Here is a 17,947-nt window from a genome sequence, read left to right as displayed (position 1 = left end):
TTACACTCTTCGCTTATCCATTTTTAGAACTTGTAACCCGCCGACGCCTGGATGAGATGCAGCTCGTTGCCGAAGCTGTCGCCGAGGCGGGCGTTCGACTTCTTGCCGAAGTCCGCATAGCGGTAGCCGATGCCGAGCACGACGTTCGGGGTCAGCAGATAGTCGACGCCGGCACCGATCGTGTAGCCCCACTGGTCCTGCTTGCCCGAGGCGACGAAGCCGGCGATCTGGGTGGCGGTCTCCTGGCGCTCATACGCGACACCGGCCTGGATGTACGGCAGGAAGCTCTCGTAGGCATAGCCGAGCTTGGCGCTGAGGAAGCCAAAGCGATCGACCTTGGACTTCGTGGTATCGCCGAAGCCGTTGGTGTGCGTCTTCTCGATGCCGGCGAAGTTGGCTTCGAGGGCGGCGCCGATCACGATGTTGGTCGGGAACTGGTAGTAGGCCTGCAGGTTGATGCCGCCGAAGCCGCCGTCAGCGTCGGGCTTGCGCAGCGGCGCGAGGCTCCAGGCAGTCTGCAGGAACGGACCGCCTTCGAAGCGGCTCCAGCCGAAACCACCCTGCGCGCCGACCGAGAAGCCGGTCCAGTCCACAGCGGTGGAGCGGATCGGCGAGGCAACGGACACGGGAGCCGGGGCGAGGTTGCCGGCGATGGGCAGGTCGGCGGCGAAGGCGGAGCCGGCGGCCATCAGAGCGGCGCCGGCGAGGAGGAACGAACGAAGGGTCTTCACTGTGTGTCTCCGGGTTTGGACTTGATCGACAATCGCTCAAAAGAACGAGCAGTCAATCCTTATGCTCAGTCCTTGATTGCCCACCTATCTGAAGGATTGATGGTCGCTCAAGTCGCCTATCAACATCACCGCATGCGGCTCGACGTGACAATGTCCGCAAGCAATGAATCGGTGGATGGGCAAAAAGAATCTCGATGCCCATGGAAGGATTGATGCTGCGGTTCAGGCGGCCTGGCCCGCCTGCTCATCCTCGTCCCAGGTGCCGGCGCCGAGGTCAGAGTAATCCTCGCCGATCGAGATGACAGGCGATCCAAGGAGATCCTCGTCCACGCCGAGGAGGCGATCCCACATGAGATCCGTTGAGATGACCGAGCTCGCCTCGCTCTGATTGACGCGGGTGTGCGCTTCATCGGCTTCGCGAGCGATGCGGAAGGTCGGGGATACGGCAAACGGCTTGTTTCCGTAATCCATCATCTCGGAGGGCAGGTTGATCCGGAGAGCCGTCTCCGCGGCACGCTGGGTGATGATCGCTTCCTCGAGGCGCCTTCTGTCCCTGGTGCCAATCTGATCGTCGACCCAATCGGCTTCGCGCGCAGTGCCGACCACACGAGGCCGCACAGGCTCGCCAACCTCCAGGTCGAAGTCAGCCTCATTCCAATCCAGAATGCGCTCCAGAGCCGCCCTGACGCGCTGTTCGGGGTCTCTGAGGTCGGTACGGACAAAGGCGTAGGAAATGCTCTGGTCGGGTCCACGGACCTTCACGGGTGTAAAGCCCCAGGTCCAGCGCTGGGTCATGCCGCAAGCGCCGTCGTCATGACCGAAACCGAAGGACTTCATGTCCGTAATGACAGCCTTGCGGTCGCGATACTCAGGCATTGTCGCAATCGCGAGATCGGCGTGAAGGACACCGTCACAGCGGCGCACCGCTTCGAACACCTTGATGAAGCGAGTATTCCGATAGACGAGGTCGTCGAGGTTGATGAGGTCATCGACGATGACGTTATCCGGGACCACCTTGGAGATCGCGAACCACACCGGCGCCTCGCCATGCCGATAGACAGGCCGCAGACGTCCGACGAACTGCTTCAGCTCTTCCTCGCGGTACTGGCGCTGGACGATCCGGGCCCAGGTCCCCGGATACATCGGGACCGGCACCAGGGCGTCGTGGCCGCTGCGCATCCGCAGAACCTGGTTTTCCACGGGGATGCGAAGCGGCCCGCCATCGAAGCCGCAGCCGTCACCACGCTTGTCGAACGGATCCTCGGGCGTATCGTCGTCGAAGGTGAGAGCTGCGACGACGCCGTCGATCGTGTGGATGGGAACCTCCATACGACCGACCGAGACGGCCGCCGCATGATGCTTGGCGAAGTCGAGGCCGCGCATCGCGCCGAAATGGCAGTAGTCGACGTTTGAAGGCGAGTCCCAGGCGGTATTGATCGCCCGACGAACGACGACACTCGCTCCGAACACGACGCGCCCGTAGCCATAAAGGCCCGAGAGGTTGCTCAGAACGCGGCGCAGGTTCTCCTTGCGCTTGCCGGCATAGGTTTTCTCTTCCCAGGTCTTGTTCCGGCCGGCGACGATCGAGACGTTCGAATAGGTGCTATCGACGGCCACGACGGTGCGGACGTTCAAAGGCGCCTCGACCTCGTCGACGATGACCTCGCGCTCTCCGAAGACTTTGCCGATGATCTCGCGCGAGGCAGAGGCATCCAGCAGCAAGATCGGGGCGTTGACCCAATTCGGCGCCGAGCGCCAGGAGAGACGCACCTTCTCGCTCTTCACGTTCGATTCGGTGTCCTGGAACAGGAACTGAATGCGGATTTCGCGATCGCCTTTGGCACGCCGGCGGTAAGGCAGACCTGTCTGCTCGGAAAGGGGAACGTGCGCTTTGTCCTGATCGAGGAGCGCTATGCGCTCTTCGACAATCTTCCAGAACCGGTACTCCTCACGCACCTCCGTTCCCGTCGGCGTGTTGCAGAGCTCCCTGAGATCGTCGAGCGGCGTGTCCGGCGTGACAGCCGAACTCGTCGTCATGGCGTTTCCGCAGACACGCAGGGCCGAGGCCACAAGCATGGCTCCGGTCGTCACTGTGTCGCCCATCTTGTTGCTGAAGTCGAAAAGGGCACGCGCGGGGCAAGCTTGCCGCTGGAGAGCCGCGGCAGCGATTTCCGCGGCGCGCTCTCGATCGAGCAAAATTTCGTCGGCCGACATCCCAGCCTCGCGCTCCTTCTTGGTGAGGCGCGGCGGGCGGCGAGGGCTCTTCAGGGTCTCATAGCTCAGGGTCGTCGTGTGCACGAAGAGATGGAAAATCCGCTCGTCGGCGATGACGGCGCGCACCTTCTTGAGCTCCTCAGGGATGGAAAGCGTGAAGAAGGCGTGCGGCAGGAACACCACATGCGAGCGGGCAATCTCCCGCCGCTGCTGGATTGCCGGGCAGGTGGAGTAGTGGACGCAGTATTTGTCCTCCTTCTCCCCGTACTCGTCGGTGACGGTCGCCTTGCAGAGGCCGGCCGAGCCGATGCCAGCGGACATCAGGAGCTGGAGCTTTTCCTGCATCTGACAGCCTGCAGCGAGCTTGCCCTTGTAGGTCATCGTCCGCAGCGACGCCGACGCGGCATCGCGACGGAGATCCGCGATACGCGCTTCGATTTCGTCCTCGGGAATCAGGCCCTTCTCGACGGCCTGTGCGGCCAGATCCTCATCGCTGAGGTTGGCGTCCAGATTGAGGACGTTCGCTCTAGTCCGCAGCTCCTCGATGTTGTGATAGGTAGGCAACAGGAACAGGATCGGTCCCGGCGAACCCTCGGGATCGGCATCCCATGCGTAGGTGCGCTCGTCGGTAGCGATGTAGCGGATAGTGGCCGTCGTCTTACCGGCACCGGTGGGCGCAGCCAGAACCCGAATCGGGTTATCCCGATCCTCGTCAGTGTCGTAGACCTGCGCGAAGAAGGCATCCAGCGAACGTGCGATGTCGCTTTGGACCTTTACCGCGATCTCGGAGCGATCCGGGATGAGCGCCCGTTCCTCACGAGCGCGATCTTCGGGCGTCTGGATCTGCGCGGCGACGTGGCGGCGGTCTGTGATGGCCGTCCCTGTGCTGCGGGGAATGAACGAGAGGCTGTCATGTTCGCCGACAACCTCGCGCTCCGGGGCTTTGCTCCGGACCTGAGGCGGCACGACTTGCCCCTGGGCGTCCACGCGCATCGAAAGCGGCTTAAGGTCACCGTCGCGTAACATGCGCGCGGCTCGGTCGACCTTCTCATTGACCTCTCGGTTCAGGTAGTCCTCGGTCCAGCGGCCTTCGAGGCTCGCATGGGCCTTGAACTGCTCGACGACCATGCCTTTGAGGCGATTGAGGCCTGCGCCAGTCTCGTCCGTGGCAGCACCGGCGTTCATCTGAACAGCGCGGCGAGCAAGCGTGTAGAGATAGGTTTCTCGGCCGTCGGTGACGCGCCCGATGCCGTCGGTCGACCAATTTTCCCCGAAATCCGAAATGCGAGGCTTAATCAGATTGCTGGAGCTGTCGTAGGTCCATTCCAACGGCGTCGCATTCGAAGCCGAACGGAAGAACGGACGAATGGTTTGCACTTCCTCCAGGAAGGCATCGACCATTTCGAGCGTGACCAACGGCGCGCTTTCAGGGCCACGCATGATCGGATGCGTGGCAATCCAGTCGAAATAGCGTCCAGTTTTATGGTGCAGCCCGTAGAACGTCGCGGGCTTGCCCTGACCGAGGAATTCGATCTGATCTTCCGAGCGCTGCAACTCGCCATCCGGGCCTTTGTCGGCAAGCGCGAACCGGAACGACCGGTTCTTCATCTCGACGCCTTCTTCCAGGCGATAGACCAGCAGGATCTTCGGCGCACGTCCGATACGGCGGAAGGGCGAGCGACCCAGGATGCGGTCCGCGATCTCCTCGATCTTCCAAACAAGGCGATCATCGAGAACGTCGACGTCGAGCGCGAACGTGTTTCCGGAGGCCTTGCCGAAGATGACAGCGACGTTGTGGTGAGGAACCTGGTTAGCCCAGCGCTCAACCTCGGCGACCTCGGGGGCGACGAATTGGAAGGGGCGCCATTTCAGGGCTTCGCCGTCGATGATCGCGCTACGGCGCCGCTCGCCGCGCTCCTGCGGAAATACCGACCAACCACGCGCGGCGAGTTGAGGGCCGAACGGGCTGAAGTAGGTCTCGTTCAGACCATACTTAAGCTCTCGACCTTGCTCAGCGGACACTGGCCCACCACGAGCTTGCGAAGCGTCCTGCATTCGACGCCAACACCCTGACAAAAAGAACGGATCAAAGGACCGACTGAACGATCCTTTGCAATTCGTAGGACCCGGGTATGCGAGGGTCAACGCGTCGGGGCGACCTTATCCTCTGGATTGTCGTCTTCATCCGGCATGTTGAGGTGGCGCTTCGCCTCGTTCGATTCGCGCTCGGCCAAAACGATGTTGAGCGCGTCCTGATCTGTGACGCGAATGCCATCAGGCGTCTCCGTGGCTACCGGCCGAGCCTTGAAAGATACGCCCTTGATGGGGGCCAGCGTCGCGGTGAAGCGGCCGGTCGCGAAATCCATCGACACGCCGGCGTATTCTGCCGAGCAGCGACCACCGGAAGCCGCCGAGCTCATGCACGCCATCCCCCGTTGGATCATCTGGCCGATGGCGCGATCGGCACCGTCGTGGTCCTGCGTGTTGACGCCGGCAGTGGCGACCGCAAAGCGGATAAACGCAGCCGTCGGGGCGTAGCCCGGATAGAGCGGATCGCCCTGCTGGGTAGCAACGGCAGGCGCACGACCGAATGCGGGAGAGGGGATCGACGCATCGGCGCGCGGCGCGACCGAGGGCATCGCAGGCGGCAGGCCGCCTCCGGGAGAAAGCTGCGCCTGCCGGTTTGCAGCGCTCGGAACGGGAGCCGCCGAGCCAGCCGGGACGCTGAGCTGCGGAGCAGACTGGCGAGCGATGCCGCCCCAGAAAGCGTCGACCTGTGCCGCCGAGATCTCACCGGTGATGACCGGCCGGCCGAACTCAGAATGCGCATTTCCGGCCATCGCGACCGTGAAGGCTGCGGTTGCGCCGGTCGCGATCGCGATGGTGCGCAGCGCGCGCGGGAAAAGCTTCCCTCCCGCGTCGCCAACGTCGAACACGGCTCCCGGGGAGATGAACTTGCCGAGGGGGGCTAGCTTCACAGCCAAACGGGAAGCGGCGTTCTCTGCATGCGCGATCATGCTCATAGCCAAGCCCTTGGCGGCTTCACCCGCCTGCAGCACGGCAACCGATGCGAGGATGCGCACCCGGCGCGCGTCGCTCCGCAGGGCCTCGGTGACGACGCTCGGGACGACGCCCGCGGCGAGGCGCGCCGCATCAGTGCCGGCACCGACCTTGTGTTTCAGCTGCTCGACCCGCGCCGTCGATGCACGAGCGAGAGCAATTCCCTTGCCGTAAGCGGACACGGCAGCGTAGCGGGCCGGCTCCGGAAGTCGGAACCACGGCGGCGGAGGGGCGGGCGGGAACAGCTTCCGGACGATAGCGCGAGAGCGGTCATCCTGAAATGGCCCGAAAGCGGCGAAGAGGTAGAGCTCGTGGTCAGCCAACGCACGGCGATCGGCGGGAGCGAGGCGAACTGCGTCAGCGACGCCGACGCGAACCGCGTTCTGCACCCTGCCGAGAAGCTTCTCGACGCGCGACGCCAGTCCCAGAGGGCCTGACCCACGAACGGCCTTGCCCTGGAACTTGCTAAAACCGGCATGCACCGCAGAAACCGCGTTTGCCATGGCCTCGACGTCGAAGATATCCCCCGGCTGCATCTGGCGCTTCCTTAGGCCTTGTCGATCAGAGTGATCTGGGTGTGGATGGTGAGTTCGTCGGTGTCGATATCGTCGGGATCGACCACGTTCACTTCGAGGATCTTGATGACCGGGGCGTCCCGGAGAGCCTCGACAGTCCCGTCGGCGAAGGTCCGGCGAGCCTTTTCAACGCCGCCCTGCTCGATGGTGAAGTAGCCTTCACCAACCCCGACCTGCAGAGGCTCGCCCTCTTCGATCCCACAGGGATGAACGAAGATGCAGGCATCCCCATCGTCAGCGAAGGAGACGCCGTCGATCAGCTCAATCACGTCAGCAGAGGGGGCGGTGTCGATCGACATGGTGGACAAGATCCTTGGATTCGTTGCAAGCGACCAGTGGTTGGCGAATCCTGTGGCTATAAGGATTGCGAACCGATTCCTCCGAAGATGCTTGATAAAGCCGATCTCGCCAAGCCACCGCGCGCCTTTACGGAGGACGAGTGGTCGAAGATCCCTCCCGATGAACAGGGAGAGGCGCTTTCGCGCGCGAGCTTCATCATGATGAGGGGAGGGGTGACCCCAGGACAGGCTCTCGATCTCGCTTTCAAGGGAATGGAACAAGATCTCAGCCATGCCCAGAACGAGGTCAGTTGGGCGACGATTCATCCACTCATTGGGGCTTGGCCGCCGCCGGCTCGCTTTCCCGATGGACGCATCCGCCGCGGCATCGTCGAGCTGGCTGAACTGACCGAGGGTTTTGCCAGGGCAGAGATCGAGGCCGGCGGTCAGATTCAGGTCGCTATTCAGGGAATCCGAGACGCCGCCCCTTCGGAGCCTGTCGCAAACATTGCGATCGCCGAGTTCCGAAAGATGGTGGGCCCGGATCCGGCTCCGATGACCGAGGAGCTTGAAGCTGAGGCGGTTTATGAGCCTCAGCCGCCAGAGGTCGCCTTCCCAGAAGAGGATGACGACGCCATCGCACTTTAGGCTTCCGCCTCAGCGTAAATATCGGGCGAAATTCCGCTACAGCGTAAATTCGTTGACATTGGCGGCCACTTCCGCCATATCGTAAGCGGGAGAGGTATTTACGATATGGCGGAAGAAAGAAGACCTGATCTGCTCCGTTTAGGACGCCAGCTCGCTGACGCGCGCCGGAGGCGCGGCTGGAAGCTGGCCGACGTAGCCGACCGGCTCGGCCGCCCACTTTCGCGCGTCAGCGAGATCGAGACCGGCAAGGTCAACAGCAGCGTCGCTGCGCTGACAGAGGCTGGCGACGCCCTGGGGCTTTCGCTCGTTTTCATCCCGAATGACAAGCTTGAGCAAGTGATGTCGCTGATCAGCGAACCGAGGAAGGCTGCCAGGGCTCCAGCGTACGATGTGAAGACCGCGTTCTCCGAGACGTTCCTGGATGACGCCGAGCCTGAGGGCGAAGAACCGAAGGAGCCTCCCTTTGCTCGTCGTTGATCGCCCCCTTATCATCGGGATCTATCTCAGGCCGGAGCCGGGCAAGCAACTGCGGATCGGAACCCTGCTGCGCGACGACAGCGGTGTCGTCACATTTCTTGTCGACGAAGGCTACATCGCGCTCGGACCGGAACGACCGCTCGTGAGCATGGCTTGGTACGGAACCGACGAAGCCGACTCAGTCTCCAGATTGAGAGCTCGCGGGGACAAGATCATGCAGGGAGGTTATCTCCCGGCATTCTTCCAGAACATGCTCCCGGAGGGTATCCTGCGGGACATTGTCGCGAAGGAGTTTGTTCACGGAGCTTTCGACCAGGCTGACGTCCTCGCGTTTTTGGGAGGGGATCTGCCTGGGGCCATCGTAGCTCAACTCGAAGCTGGAAAGCCCGCTCGACGAGCTCCCCCGGAAGAACAAAAGGATCAGGGAGTCGATGGCGCGGTCGCCGACGTACGTTTCTCGCTCGCCGGTCAGCAGATGAAGTTTTCTGCGATCTCGGATCGCAAGTCCATAACCGTTCCGGCGATGGGGAAGGAGGGGGAATTGATCCTCAAAACTCCCTCCGACAACCCGAAATTCAGATATCTTCCTGAAATCGAATACGCGTCGATGCAACTCGCCGAGGCGGCAGGTGTTCGCACGGCCGAATGCTGGTTGGTCGAATCAAGTTCGGTCTCCGGCATCGCTGAACCGTTCCTCAAGGGGGGTGACTACGCACTGGCCGTGAAACGCTTTGATCGTGCTCCTGGCGGTATCAGGATTCAGATCGAGGACTTCGCCCAGATTTTCGGCGCGCTTCCGGACGCGAAGTATTCAACGGGCAACGAGGCGACGATCCTGAACGCAACGCGGCGGTTCTGCACGGATAGTCGAGGCGAGCTCCTCGAGGCAGTTCGCCGCTTCATTGTTGCCGTGCTCGTTGGCGATGGGGATCGCCACCTCAAGAACACCTCGCTCATGCTGGGTTCGCGCGATGGACTTCCGGAGGTCTCGTTAACGCCCGCCTACGATGTGGTATCCACATACCTGCTTCATAACGACCAGAGGATGGCGATGAAGCTCGGCGGAACGGATGATCCTTGGCGATACGACGTCGCCAAGCTTGAGCGGGCGGCTGGTCTCCTCAAAGTCGAGCCAAAGGTAATCATTCGCGAAGCGAAGCGAACGGTAGAGCGCGCGCGTGATCTTTGGCCGAAGCAGCTGCAAGAGCTCCCGATCCCCACGGAGAGGAAACGGAAACTGGTCGACCGGATCGAAAAGCTACCATTGGCGAACGAACTGTCCCCGAAACCGGTGAAGGGCGTCGAGTTTCCTGAAGACGAAGCAGAGCCTGTGGCAGCGCCCAAGCCGTAGGTCCGCCATCCACGGATTGTGGGTCCCGATTCAAGGACTCTCTTGCGAGTGCTTCCGGCTCGTAGGAGAGTCGCGGACGAGATCAACAACTTCGGTCGAATCGATGAAACGCGCGATCCTTTTCCTTGGCTTCGGCCTGGCTGCATTGGCGGGCGGATGCGCTCGCGACACGCTGCAGCACGGGCCGTTCCTGATCGGCGCCGCGCGCCCCGACATCCGCGACGGCGTTTGCTGCCCTTCGCAGGAGATCCGTTCGCAGGACGCGCGCAGTCTCTGGGTGCCCTGTCAGAAGGTGGTGCTGGGCTGCGGCATCCAGGTAGAGACTGTCGAGGTTTACGAGGAGCCTCGCGTTGTGGTCGAGGACCTGAAGCGTGTCGAGCGTCGGCCGGCCCGGTTGCGCTCCAGGTCCGCCTGGGACGGCTGACTCCTACCTGACGTAGCAGATAACGTCGATCGAGCGGATTTTCTCGGAGATGATCCGCTCGATGACGTTCCAGTCTCCGCCGCCAAGGTCCGCACCGATCCGTGGGATCGCGAGCCGCGGATCATCGTAGAAGAAGCCTTCCTTCCGCTCGATATGCCGTGCCGCACCGCGTTCGATCATCTCGAACGCGCTCTCGACCGCGCGATAATCGACATACTGGATTCCCTTCGGATCTGTCTTCTGGCGGATGCGTTGCTGCACTATGAGGTGGAGCACCTTCCTGCCTGGCCCAAGCCACGGGATGACCTCGCCCAGCCGATACCCGTTCTTCGCCCCGTGTTCGAGATAGGCCTCCTTGGCCTTCGGATATCTTTCGGCCAGCGCATACGCGAACCCCTTGCCCATCTTGCCAAGCGCGTTGCAGCCATGTGCGATGACGGCTTCGTCACCGGCAAAGAGGTCCCCGGCCTTGTAGCGAAGCCTCCCAACGACGCGGCCTTCGAACTCGCTCATGCTGCATGAGCCATTCGGTCAGCACCGACGAAAGCATCCTCCGGCTTGAGAATTGCCGATGTGACACCCGAGAAGGTGCTCAATTCGGCCGTTCCGACGACATCCAGCATCCTGCCTTCCGACTGAGCGATGAGGTCGCCAAAAGGCGTCCCAATTCCGTTGAATAGCAGGACGACGGTATCGCCTGCATCCCCGCTGAGCCATGCCTTGATGTGTAGGCCCTTGAGGATCTGCACCCGACGAACGAAGCCACCGACGACGGCGACCCGCGGCTTGGCGTTCCCTTGCCCGAACGGCTGAAGCGCCGTGAATGCTTCCACGAGATCGGGCTCCAGCATTCCGCACTCAACGACCAGGTCGAGCATTACCGCCGGCGGGACGAAGCCCTCGATGGTCCCGTTCATAAACGAACGAAAGTCATCGAGCTTCGTCGGATCAAGCGTCAGGCCAGCGGCCGCACCATGGCCGCCTCCTTTGATCAGCAGACCGCTCTGGTAGGCCTGAATGACGTTCTCACCGATATTGTAGCCATCGACGGATCGGCAGGATCCCTTTCCAGAGTTCCCGATGATGATCGCTGGCCGATCGAAGGCCTCCCGGACTTTGGCGGCGACGAGGCCGACAACACCCGGGTGCCATTCCTCGTCGTAGAGGACGATGACGCCGCCGGTCTTGTCCTGCCCTGACTGGATCGCAAGGTCCTTGGCGAGCTGAACAGCGTGCTTCTGCATCTTCTGCCGCTCGCTGTTCATCTCGTGAAGCTGCTTCGCCAGGAACTCCGCCCGCTTCTCGTCATCCGTCGTCAGGATCTCGGCCCCGAGCGTCATGTCGTCGATCCGGCCGGCAGCATTGATGCAGGGCCCGAAGACGAAGCCGCAGGAGACGGGCGTAAAGGCGCTCTCGCCGGTCGCATCGACCAAGGCTCGGATTCCCGCGATCTCGGCCATCCTGGGCAGTCCCAGGGCGACGTAGGCCCGGTTGAGGCCGACGAGGGGAACGACATCCGCCACGGTTCCCAGCGCCACAAGCCCGAGCAGGCACCGAATGTCGGGCGGGTTGCCGGGAAAGAAGCCAGCCGCCCGGAGTTCTCGAATGACGCCGACGGCGAAGAGGAAGGCGAGACCAGCGGTGCACAGATAGTCAAGCGAGCGGTCCTCGTCAGGCCGCTTGGGGTTGACGAGGACGGCGTCAGGGAGCTCGGCACCAGCTTCGTGGTGATCGATGATCAGGACGTCCAACCCGGCCTGGCGCGCATGCGTCACCGGCTCGATCGCCGCCGTCCCGGAATCCAGGATGACCAGCAGGTTCGCGCCGCTCGCAGCGAGCTCGTCGACCAGGCGGGTGTTCGGTCCATAGCCGTCGCGAATGCGATGCGGGATGCGCCACAGCACGCGTTCATGACCCAGCAAACGCAGGAAGCGGATGACGATCGCGGTCGAGGTGGCGCCGTCGACGTCGTAGTCGCCGATCAACCCGATTGTCTCGCCGCGCTGGACAGCTTCAGCGAAACGCCTCGTCGCCTGATCCATGCCCTTCAGACGTGATGGGTCAGGCATGGCGGTTTTGAAATTGGGGGCAAAGAATGCGTCGAGATCCCCAACGCCCCGAGCCGCGGCTATCTGCCCGACACGAGGATCGACCCAGGTCGGGGCGGTGTGATTGGGAGTCTCCCGCAAACCATAGGTGCGGTTACGGGCGGAACGATCGGCGCAGAACTGGAGAGGCATGTCCTCATCCTGATCCGGAGGGGCGCAACTGTCGACGCCGCACAACCGCAATCCACCGATATCGTGAAGGATTGAGGTTGCGGTCCTTGAGAAATTTCGCAGACGCGGATTGGATTGGACTCGCAATCATGAATTGCGATCCCATTTCTCTTCCGTGGTCGGAACGGGTCCATGACAATCTCCACGAAAGTTCTGATCATCGGTTCGGGTGCCGCCGGCTACACGGCAGCCATTTATGCTGCGCGCGCGGGTCTCGATCCAATCGTTATCACGGGCATGCAGCCGGGCGGACAGCTCACGATCACGACTGACGTCGAGAACATGCCGGGCTTTCCCGACGGCGTTCAGGGCCCTGAGCTAATGGAGAAGATGCGCGCGCAGGCCGAGCGCTTCGGCACCCGCATCGTGGTCGATACGGTCGTGGAGGTCGATCTCTCGGCCCGCCCCATCAAAGCCGTCACCGATAATCGCGATGTCTACGAGGGTGAGACGCTGATCATCGCCACCGGCGCGCAGGCGCGCTGGCTCGGAATCGCGTCGGAGCAGCGCTTCAACGGATTTGGAGTTTCGGCCTGCGCTACTTGTGACGGGTTCTTCTATCGCGGCAAGAACGTCGCGGTGATCGGCGGAGGCAACACGGCCGTCGAGGAGGCGCTCTATCTCGCAAACCTCGCGGCGAAGGTCACTCTCGTTCATCGCCGAGACACTCTACGCGCGGAAAAGATCCTCCAGGATCGACTCTTCGCTCACCCCAGGATCGAAGTCATCTGGGATCACGCTGTCGACGAGGTCCTCGGCGACCTGGAGCCGATCGTCTCGGTCAACGGCCTTCGGCTCAAGCATGTCCGTTCGGGAGCTCCCCAGACGCTCACTGTCGACGGCGTCTTTATCGCGATCGGACACGATCCGGCCGTCTCTCTCTTCCAGGGGCAGGTCGAACTGGACGAGGCCGGCTGCATCAAGGTCGATCAGCGTACCATGCGCCTCACTGGCACGGACGCCCCGGCGTGGGCAGCGGGTGACGTCGCGGGACCGGTGACAAGGCAGGCGGTTGTAGCCGCCGGCATGGGCTGCGTGGCTGCGCTTGAGGCGGAGAAATATCTCGCCGCCATCACGCCCGCGGCGCAGGCGCAGGCGGCGTAACCCGAATGATGGCCACAAAAGCCACCAAGAGACTGGCCGCCGGCCTTCTCTTGTCGGTCGCTCTACTGACCGGCGTTGGCGACGCGATCGCCAAGGGCAGCTACTCGCGCCCCTCGTTTTCGAGCTCGTCGAGTTATTCGCGTCCGAGCATTTCCGCTCCGTCGCGTTCTTCGAGCAGCTCGTCCGGCTACAGCCGTCCGTCGCTCACTGCGCCGCGGCCCTCGGCTCCGAGCGCTGCGCCTTCGCGTCCGGCGCCGTCGTTTAGCGATCGACAGATCAATCGTTCGATCTCGGGTTCTGCGTTGCGCGAATATCGCGAGAGAAGAGATATGGAGGTCAGCCGACCGTCCGTGTCCGTTCCCCGTCCAAGCGCCCCGGCGCCGCGCGTCGCTGTTCCATCCACTGCGCCGAGCGCACCAAACGCGACCTCCTCGGGATTTGGCTGGTCACGCCCCTCGGCACCATCGGCACCACCGGCGCCGTCGGCTCCCTCCTGGTCCAATCCGCCCGCTCCTTACGCGACGACGACGCGCAGCTACGGCGGCGATGGGAATGGCTGGCTCCTGTGGTGGCTACTCGCCAACCAGCAGCATTCCTCATCCGCTGCCTGGATGGCCGCGCATCGCGATGACGCCGGCGTAAAAGCCTGGCGCGCCGAGGCCGACGAGATGGCTCGAAGCAACGCCGACCTGCGGGAGAAACTCGACGCTCTCGATCGCCGAGTTTCCGGCTTGTCTCCGAACGAGGTCGCAAACGCGGCCCTTCCGAACGACGTTACGACCGCTCTTTCGATCACGAAAGCCTCGGCACAGGCCCGAGAGCGCTCTGCGTCCGACCAGGAAGGCCTCGGCTTCATCGGATGGTTGTTCGTCCTCTCGCTGCTCGCCGCTGCGACCCTCGTGATCTCGCAATTCCTGCGAAGAAAGAAGCCTCCGATGCGGACCGCGACCGAATTGCGTTCCCCTGCGCCGCCTCCACCGAAGACGCCGACGATGAAGTTCATTCCCGGCCACGTCGTCGAGCTCGAATACTCCCAGTTCCTGCTGTCGGAAACTCTGAAGGTCTCGGCGCCGAAGGGGCTCACTGCAACTCGGCAGGAGCTTTCGGTCACCGCAGTGGGCGAGATCGGAGACAGCCAGTTCCGTCTCCACCTCGGGGACCAGGCCTTCGTCGAGGCCTCCGTCGGCAAAGATGGCCGCGTCACCGAGGCGCGGTACTTCAGTCTGCTCGACGAAGTGACGCCCGAGACCCCGGAGGAATGGGCGCTCTGGCTGAGCCCGCAGGACGGTCTCATCGGCTTCCCGGTCTTCGAGACCAAGGACGGAGTTCGCTACGACCGCGTCTGGGCCCCGGGCGAGACGCAGGCAGCCCCGATCTCGATCACGGAAGGCGTTACCAATACCGACCTCAGCGAGCGCCCCTACGGTCACGAGATGATGCTGTACGCACGCGGCACGGGCCTCAACTCGCCCGCTCCCGACACCGAGTTCCTTCTCGTCTCGGCGACTGAGGAAGGCTTCGGCTCCGCCTATGTGCGGCTCTGGGCCGGCATCGACATCCCAACATCTTCCATTCGCTCGACGAAGGCCTGATCCACATGATCGACACCTCTCTCATCCTGAACACGCTCGGCAGCGGCGTGCCTGTGATCCTGCTCCACGCAGTGATGGCACTGGCGATGTTCGCGGCAGGCCTCTGGATCCGTATCCGCCTCACTGCCTTCGACGAGCTCGCCGAAATCCAGGGCGGGAACGTCGCCGCCGCGATCAATCTGAGCGGAGTCATGATCGCGCTCGCGGTTCCGTTGGCCTCCACGTTGGTGACCAGTGCTGGCACCCTCGATGTGGCGATATGGGGCCTGGTGACGGTCGCGGTGCAGCTCGTCTTCAGCGAATGCGCGGGACGACTCTTCATTCGCCAGATCGACGTGGTCCGGGACCGCAACGTTGCCGGCGCCCTGGCGCTCGCATCCGCCCAGCTGAGCCTCGGTCTCCTGAACGCCGGCGCGCTCGCCCTCTGATTTCCTCATCCCGCGCCCCGGGACCGGCTGGGAATTGCGGGTCACTATTCCGGTTTGGAGAAGCGAAATGGCATTGGCTTTCATCAAAAATCTTCTGGGAGTTCGAAAGGACAATCTCGTGGCTAACGCCATCGAGGCCATCGTTCGCATGGATCCGAAGGCGGCCACCGAAGCCGAGCTGCGAACGATGGAGGAGAACCTCGACCGCATCGGCCGCGCGGTGGCTGACGCGCAGATCGCATTCGACAAGGAGAAGCGCGAGGCCGAAGCCATCGTCGCGATGTTCAACCAGCGCCTCGCGGCAGCGGAGCTGCTGCAGACCAAGATCCTCGGCGAGGACAATGCCTCGACCAAGGCGGGCTTGCAGAAGAGCCTCGAGGACCTCCTCGGGCTGATCGAGGGCATGCACGACGAGGTCGCGCGCGAAAAGCAGGATGCGGTCGATGCCGAGCAGTTCCTGAACGAGCTGCAGAAGAGCTACAGCGAGGCCGCCGGCCGCATCCGCACGGCCCGCGCCGACCTGGAGCGCGCTGAGCGCGACATGGCCCGCGCCGACCGCCAGCTCGGCGCGGCGAAGGGCAGGGAGCAGCACGCCCGAGAGCTCGCAGGACTAGCGACTGCGAGCAACGGGATCGACCTGGCGCTGAACGCCATGAAGAACGCCGCAACCGAGGCGACGAATGCCGCGGCGGTGGCGGATACCAAGGCTCGCCTTCTCACCCCGACTGCCCCGGAGAAGACGGACGCCAACATCGCTGCAGCCATGGCTGCGGCTGCGGGAACGCCGGCGGCGCCGGCTTCCAGCGCGGACAGGCTGGCTGCGCTCAAGGCTAACCGCGTCTGAACTTCAGCTGCTTTGCACCGGACCCTGGCGAGCCGTCAGAGGCATCGCCGGGGGCATTTTTGAGAGCAGGAAACACTTCAAAGAAGTGATGTTCAGACTGCTGAGGGGATCAGGATGCCTGGATCGGGCATCCCAATCAGCCTCGCGGTCTGAAGCGCGACCTGCCGTCGCGAGGTCGCTGCGGCGAGAAGGGCCTCGACCTCGGCCAGTTCCTGACGCTTTCTGACTGCATCCTGGATGGCACGATAGAGTTTCACTGCCTCAGCCTTACAGCCGCTTGCGATCAATCGTTCGGGGAACTGGATCCCGAAATTGTAGGCGGCCAGGCGGATTGATCTCACGACGACTTCCACCTCAGTCTTTGAGAGGGGTTCCCCGTCGCGCCGACCCGGGGCCTGATGCGACGTCGAGAAATCAGGACGGCCGTAACGTGCTTCTGGAATGAACCACCACGGCTCTGCATCAAGATCTTCAGGATCAGCCTGGTCGCGGGCGCGTGTCAGCCTGCAGGTAGCCTTTAACAAAACGCCTTCTGTGCTTACGCCTCTGTACGCAACCTCGACAGTGTCCGAATCCAGTCCCTTGGTGGTGAACTGAGCAGCGCGTCCGAGTCCGGGGCGATCGGTAACGTGGGGCTCGCTGCGTGCTTCCCAATAGGCGATCTCTGCGTCCAGACGCTCTCTGGATATCTCAACCGAGGGAAGCGAAAAGCCAGTCAAAGGAGCCATCGCGGGCGCGATCTGTTCTCCATCACCTTCGGCGGATAGCCTGCTCAACAGCGTCAAATTGGTAGTCTCCGAGCGTGCCCGCCATCAGCAATCGCACGGCTTCGTCGATCACTGACACAGGCACAAGAAACCATTCCCGCGGCTGAACTTCCCGCGAGAACCGGTCTGTCACGTCGATCTTAAGCGCCACAGCTCCAAAGAAATTATGAAGGATCCGCTCGATCCGCACCGGGTCTGAGTTGAACAGCGTGAACGTCTTCAGAAGCTCGGCCGGCGCCAAGAGGAAGGTCGGATCCTTGCTTGCTCGCGCGATCCGACGTTCTGCCTTGCCAGTGGTGACACCGATCTTGTGCAGGTTCTTGAGCCCGCGGATCGCAGGGTTTGAACCGCGATAGAGCGCGATGTAGATGCAGCCGGAACGCACATCGCCTTCCTGGACAGCATTCCCGAAAAGCGGGCCGGCTTGAGGGCTGGAAATGCGGCGGCCGCTCTCGTCCTTGTAGAGGTGACGAGCGAGGCTTCGCAGCAGGAGTTCAGACTCTGTTCCGTTGTCGTAGATGCAACGAAGGCGGGCATCCTTGCGGCCATAACGGACGTGCGGGTCGTTCACCTCGGCGACATAGACGATCACGCCATTGAGGATGAACCAGTCGCCGGAGTTGATGTCCTGCTCATTGACGAACCGAAGCGCCTTTCGAGACCCGCTGGCGAGCTCGGCTGCACATGCATCGAAGAGCGGCCTGAAGCTATCGAAGTCGGGGCAGGGGGTTCGGTTAGCGATCCAGTCAGGCTCGGCGCGCTTTCCGCCGACAAATCGGAGCTCGAAGATGTCGTCATGATCCGAGGAGAGAATCCCGTCGTCAAGCGACAGGATCTCGTCGACCGACTTCGGAGAGACCGTACCAGGCTCCATCGTCGGCTTTGATGGCGCGAGGACGCCGTGCCGGTCGAAGGGCTTCAGCGATGCGATGAGTTCGGGCTTGGAGAGATATTTGCCGAGCCGGATTGCGAGTCTTCGTTCCGTCGTCGAGGCCGAGATCCCGCGAAGCGCGTCGGGAAGCTGCGGCCTGCGGCCGTTGGTGTCGACGAAGAGCAGGATCTCCTCGAACTCCTGCCGGACGCGAGAGTCGACCGACGATGCGGGTTGCGTCTCGTCGGGGACAGAAATCAGATCGTCGTCCGCAAGAATGTCGTCGAGGGATCGCTTGGTCATG

17 protein-coding genes are annotated in these 17,947 nt (G+C 62.8%); 9 read left to right on the top strand and 8 right to left on the bottom strand.

Annotation, left to right across the window (positions count from 1 at the left end; genetic code table 11):
* Positions 1 to 23: 23 nt before the first annotated feature.
* Positions 24 to 731 (bottom strand): outer membrane protein, encoded by a 708-nt coding sequence (locus OCUBac02_RS25325; RefSeq protein WP_173050429.1) that lies wholly within the window; start codon positions 729 to 731, stop codon positions 24 to 26.
* 21 nt (positions 732 to 752) lie between these two features.
* On the opposite strand from OCUBac02_RS25325, the gene OCUBac02_RS25320 reads away from it, so the two are divergent.
* Positions 753 to 944: a hypothetical protein gene (locus OCUBac02_RS25320; RefSeq protein ID WP_173050427.1), complete on the top strand. Its 192-nt coding sequence runs from the start codon at positions 753 to 755 to the stop codon at positions 942 to 944.
* 9 nt (positions 945 to 953) lie between these two features.
* Here OCUBac02_RS25320 and OCUBac02_RS25315 read toward each other — a convergent pair whose 3' ends face one another.
* The 3 genes from OCUBac02_RS25315 to OCUBac02_RS25305 all read right to left on the bottom strand — a co-directional run bounded on the left by OCUBac02_RS25315 (position 954) and on the right by OCUBac02_RS25305 (position 6,879).
* Positions 954 to 5,000, bottom strand: a complete 4,047-nt coding sequence (locus OCUBac02_RS25315; protein WP_173050425.1) for a bifunctional DNA primase/polymerase — start codon at positions 4,998 to 5,000, stop codon at positions 954 to 956.
* Positions 5,001 to 5,086: 86 nt separating this feature from the next.
* On the bottom strand, positions 5,087 to 6,541 hold the full coding sequence (locus OCUBac02_RS25310; RefSeq protein ID WP_173050423.1) for a hypothetical protein: 1,455 nt from the start codon (positions 6,539 to 6,541) through the stop codon (positions 5,087 to 5,089).
* An 11-nt stretch (positions 6,542 to 6,552) separates the two neighbouring features.
* Positions 6,553 to 6,879, bottom strand: coding sequence for a hypothetical protein (locus tag OCUBac02_RS25305; protein WP_173050421.1), 327 nt, complete (start codon positions 6,877 to 6,879; stop codon positions 6,553 to 6,555).
* A gap of 87 nt (positions 6,880 to 6,966) precedes the next feature.
* Here OCUBac02_RS25305 and OCUBac02_RS25300 point away from each other — a divergent pair, with 87 nt between their 5' ends.
* The 4 genes from OCUBac02_RS25300 to OCUBac02_RS25285 all read left to right on the top strand — a co-directional run bounded on the left by OCUBac02_RS25300 (position 6,967) and on the right by OCUBac02_RS25285 (position 9,758).
* The gene (locus tag OCUBac02_RS25300) at positions 6,967 to 7,506 is read left to right on the top strand and encodes a hypothetical protein (RefSeq protein WP_173050419.1); all 540 of its coding nucleotides are present in this window, start codon (positions 6,967 to 6,969) and stop codon (positions 7,504 to 7,506) included.
* Positions 7,507 to 7,611: 105 nt separating this feature from the next.
* Positions 7,612 to 7,983 (top strand): helix-turn-helix domain-containing protein, encoded by a 372-nt coding sequence (locus OCUBac02_RS25295; protein WP_173050417.1) that lies wholly within the window; start codon positions 7,612 to 7,614, stop codon positions 7,981 to 7,983.
* Entirely contained in the window at positions 7,970 to 9,334 is a 1,365-nt protein-coding gene (locus tag OCUBac02_RS25290; RefSeq protein WP_173050415.1) for a type II toxin-antitoxin system HipA family toxin, read from the top strand. Before OCUBac02_RS25295 ends, OCUBac02_RS25290 begins: the two co-directional genes overlap by 14 nt.
* Before the next feature lie 103 nt (positions 9,335 to 9,437).
* Entirely contained in the window at positions 9,438 to 9,758 is a 321-nt protein-coding gene (locus OCUBac02_RS25285) for a hypothetical protein (RefSeq protein ID WP_173050413.1), read from the top strand.
* A 3-nt stretch (positions 9,759 to 9,761) separates the two neighbouring features.
* Here OCUBac02_RS25285 and OCUBac02_RS25280 read toward each other — a convergent pair whose 3' ends face one another.
* Positions 9,762 to 10,271, bottom strand: a complete 510-nt coding sequence (locus OCUBac02_RS25280; RefSeq protein WP_173050412.1) for a macro domain-containing protein — start codon at positions 10,269 to 10,271, stop codon at positions 9,762 to 9,764.
* Positions 10,268 to 12,043: a single-stranded-DNA-specific exonuclease RecJ gene (gene recJ / locus OCUBac02_RS25275; protein WP_173050410.1), complete on the bottom strand. Its 1,776-nt coding sequence runs from the start codon at positions 12,041 to 12,043 to the stop codon at positions 10,268 to 10,270. The genes OCUBac02_RS25280 and recJ overlap by 4 nt, the downstream gene beginning before the upstream one ends.
* 126 nt (positions 12,044 to 12,169) lie before the next feature.
* On the opposite strand from recJ, the gene trxB reads away from it, so the two are divergent.
* From trxB to OCUBac02_RS25255, 4 genes are all read left to right on the top strand, one after another.
* Positions 12,170 to 13,141 carry a thioredoxin-disulfide reductase gene (gene trxB, locus OCUBac02_RS25270; RefSeq protein ID WP_173050408.1) on the top strand — a complete coding sequence of 324 codons (972 nt, stop codon included), beginning with the start codon at positions 12,170 to 12,172 and terminating at the stop codon, positions 13,139 to 13,141.
* 668 nt (positions 13,142 to 13,809) lie between these two features.
* Complete coding sequence (locus OCUBac02_RS25265) at positions 13,810 to 14,733, top strand: DUF2491 family protein (RefSeq protein ID WP_173050406.1); 924 nt, start codon at positions 13,810 to 13,812, stop codon at positions 14,731 to 14,733.
* Positions 14,734 to 14,738: 5 nt separating this feature from the next.
* Positions 14,739 to 15,161: a DUF350 domain-containing protein gene (locus tag OCUBac02_RS25260; protein ID WP_173050404.1), complete on the top strand. Its 423-nt coding sequence runs from the start codon at positions 14,739 to 14,741 to the stop codon at positions 15,159 to 15,161.
* 118 nt (positions 15,162 to 15,279) lie between these two features.
* Positions 15,280 to 16,005, top strand: coding sequence for a coiled-coil domain-containing protein (locus OCUBac02_RS25255; protein WP_244639333.1), 726 nt, complete (start codon positions 15,280 to 15,282; stop codon positions 16,003 to 16,005).
* 92 nt (positions 16,006 to 16,097) lie between these two features.
* Here the strand turns inward: OCUBac02_RS25255 and OCUBac02_RS25250 are convergent, their stop codons facing one another.
* Both OCUBac02_RS25250 and OCUBac02_RS25245 read right to left on the bottom strand, forming a co-directional pair.
* Positions 16,098 to 16,790, bottom strand: coding sequence for a hypothetical protein (locus OCUBac02_RS25250; RefSeq protein ID WP_173050401.1), 693 nt, complete (start codon positions 16,788 to 16,790; stop codon positions 16,098 to 16,100).
* Positions 16,756 to 17,946, bottom strand: a complete 1,191-nt coding sequence (locus tag OCUBac02_RS25245; RefSeq protein ID WP_173050399.1) for a GIY-YIG nuclease family protein — start codon at positions 17,944 to 17,946, stop codon at positions 16,756 to 16,758. Before OCUBac02_RS25245 ends, OCUBac02_RS25250 begins: the two co-directional genes overlap by 35 nt.
* Position 17,947 lies beyond the last annotated feature (1 nt).

The organism is Bosea sp. ANAM02, from assembly GCF_011764485.1.
Lineage (GTDB): Bacteria > Pseudomonadota > Alphaproteobacteria > Rhizobiales > Beijerinckiaceae > Allobosea.
Note: the sequence above shows the minus strand (reverse complement) of the source record. Positions and strands in the feature narration are given on the sequence as shown.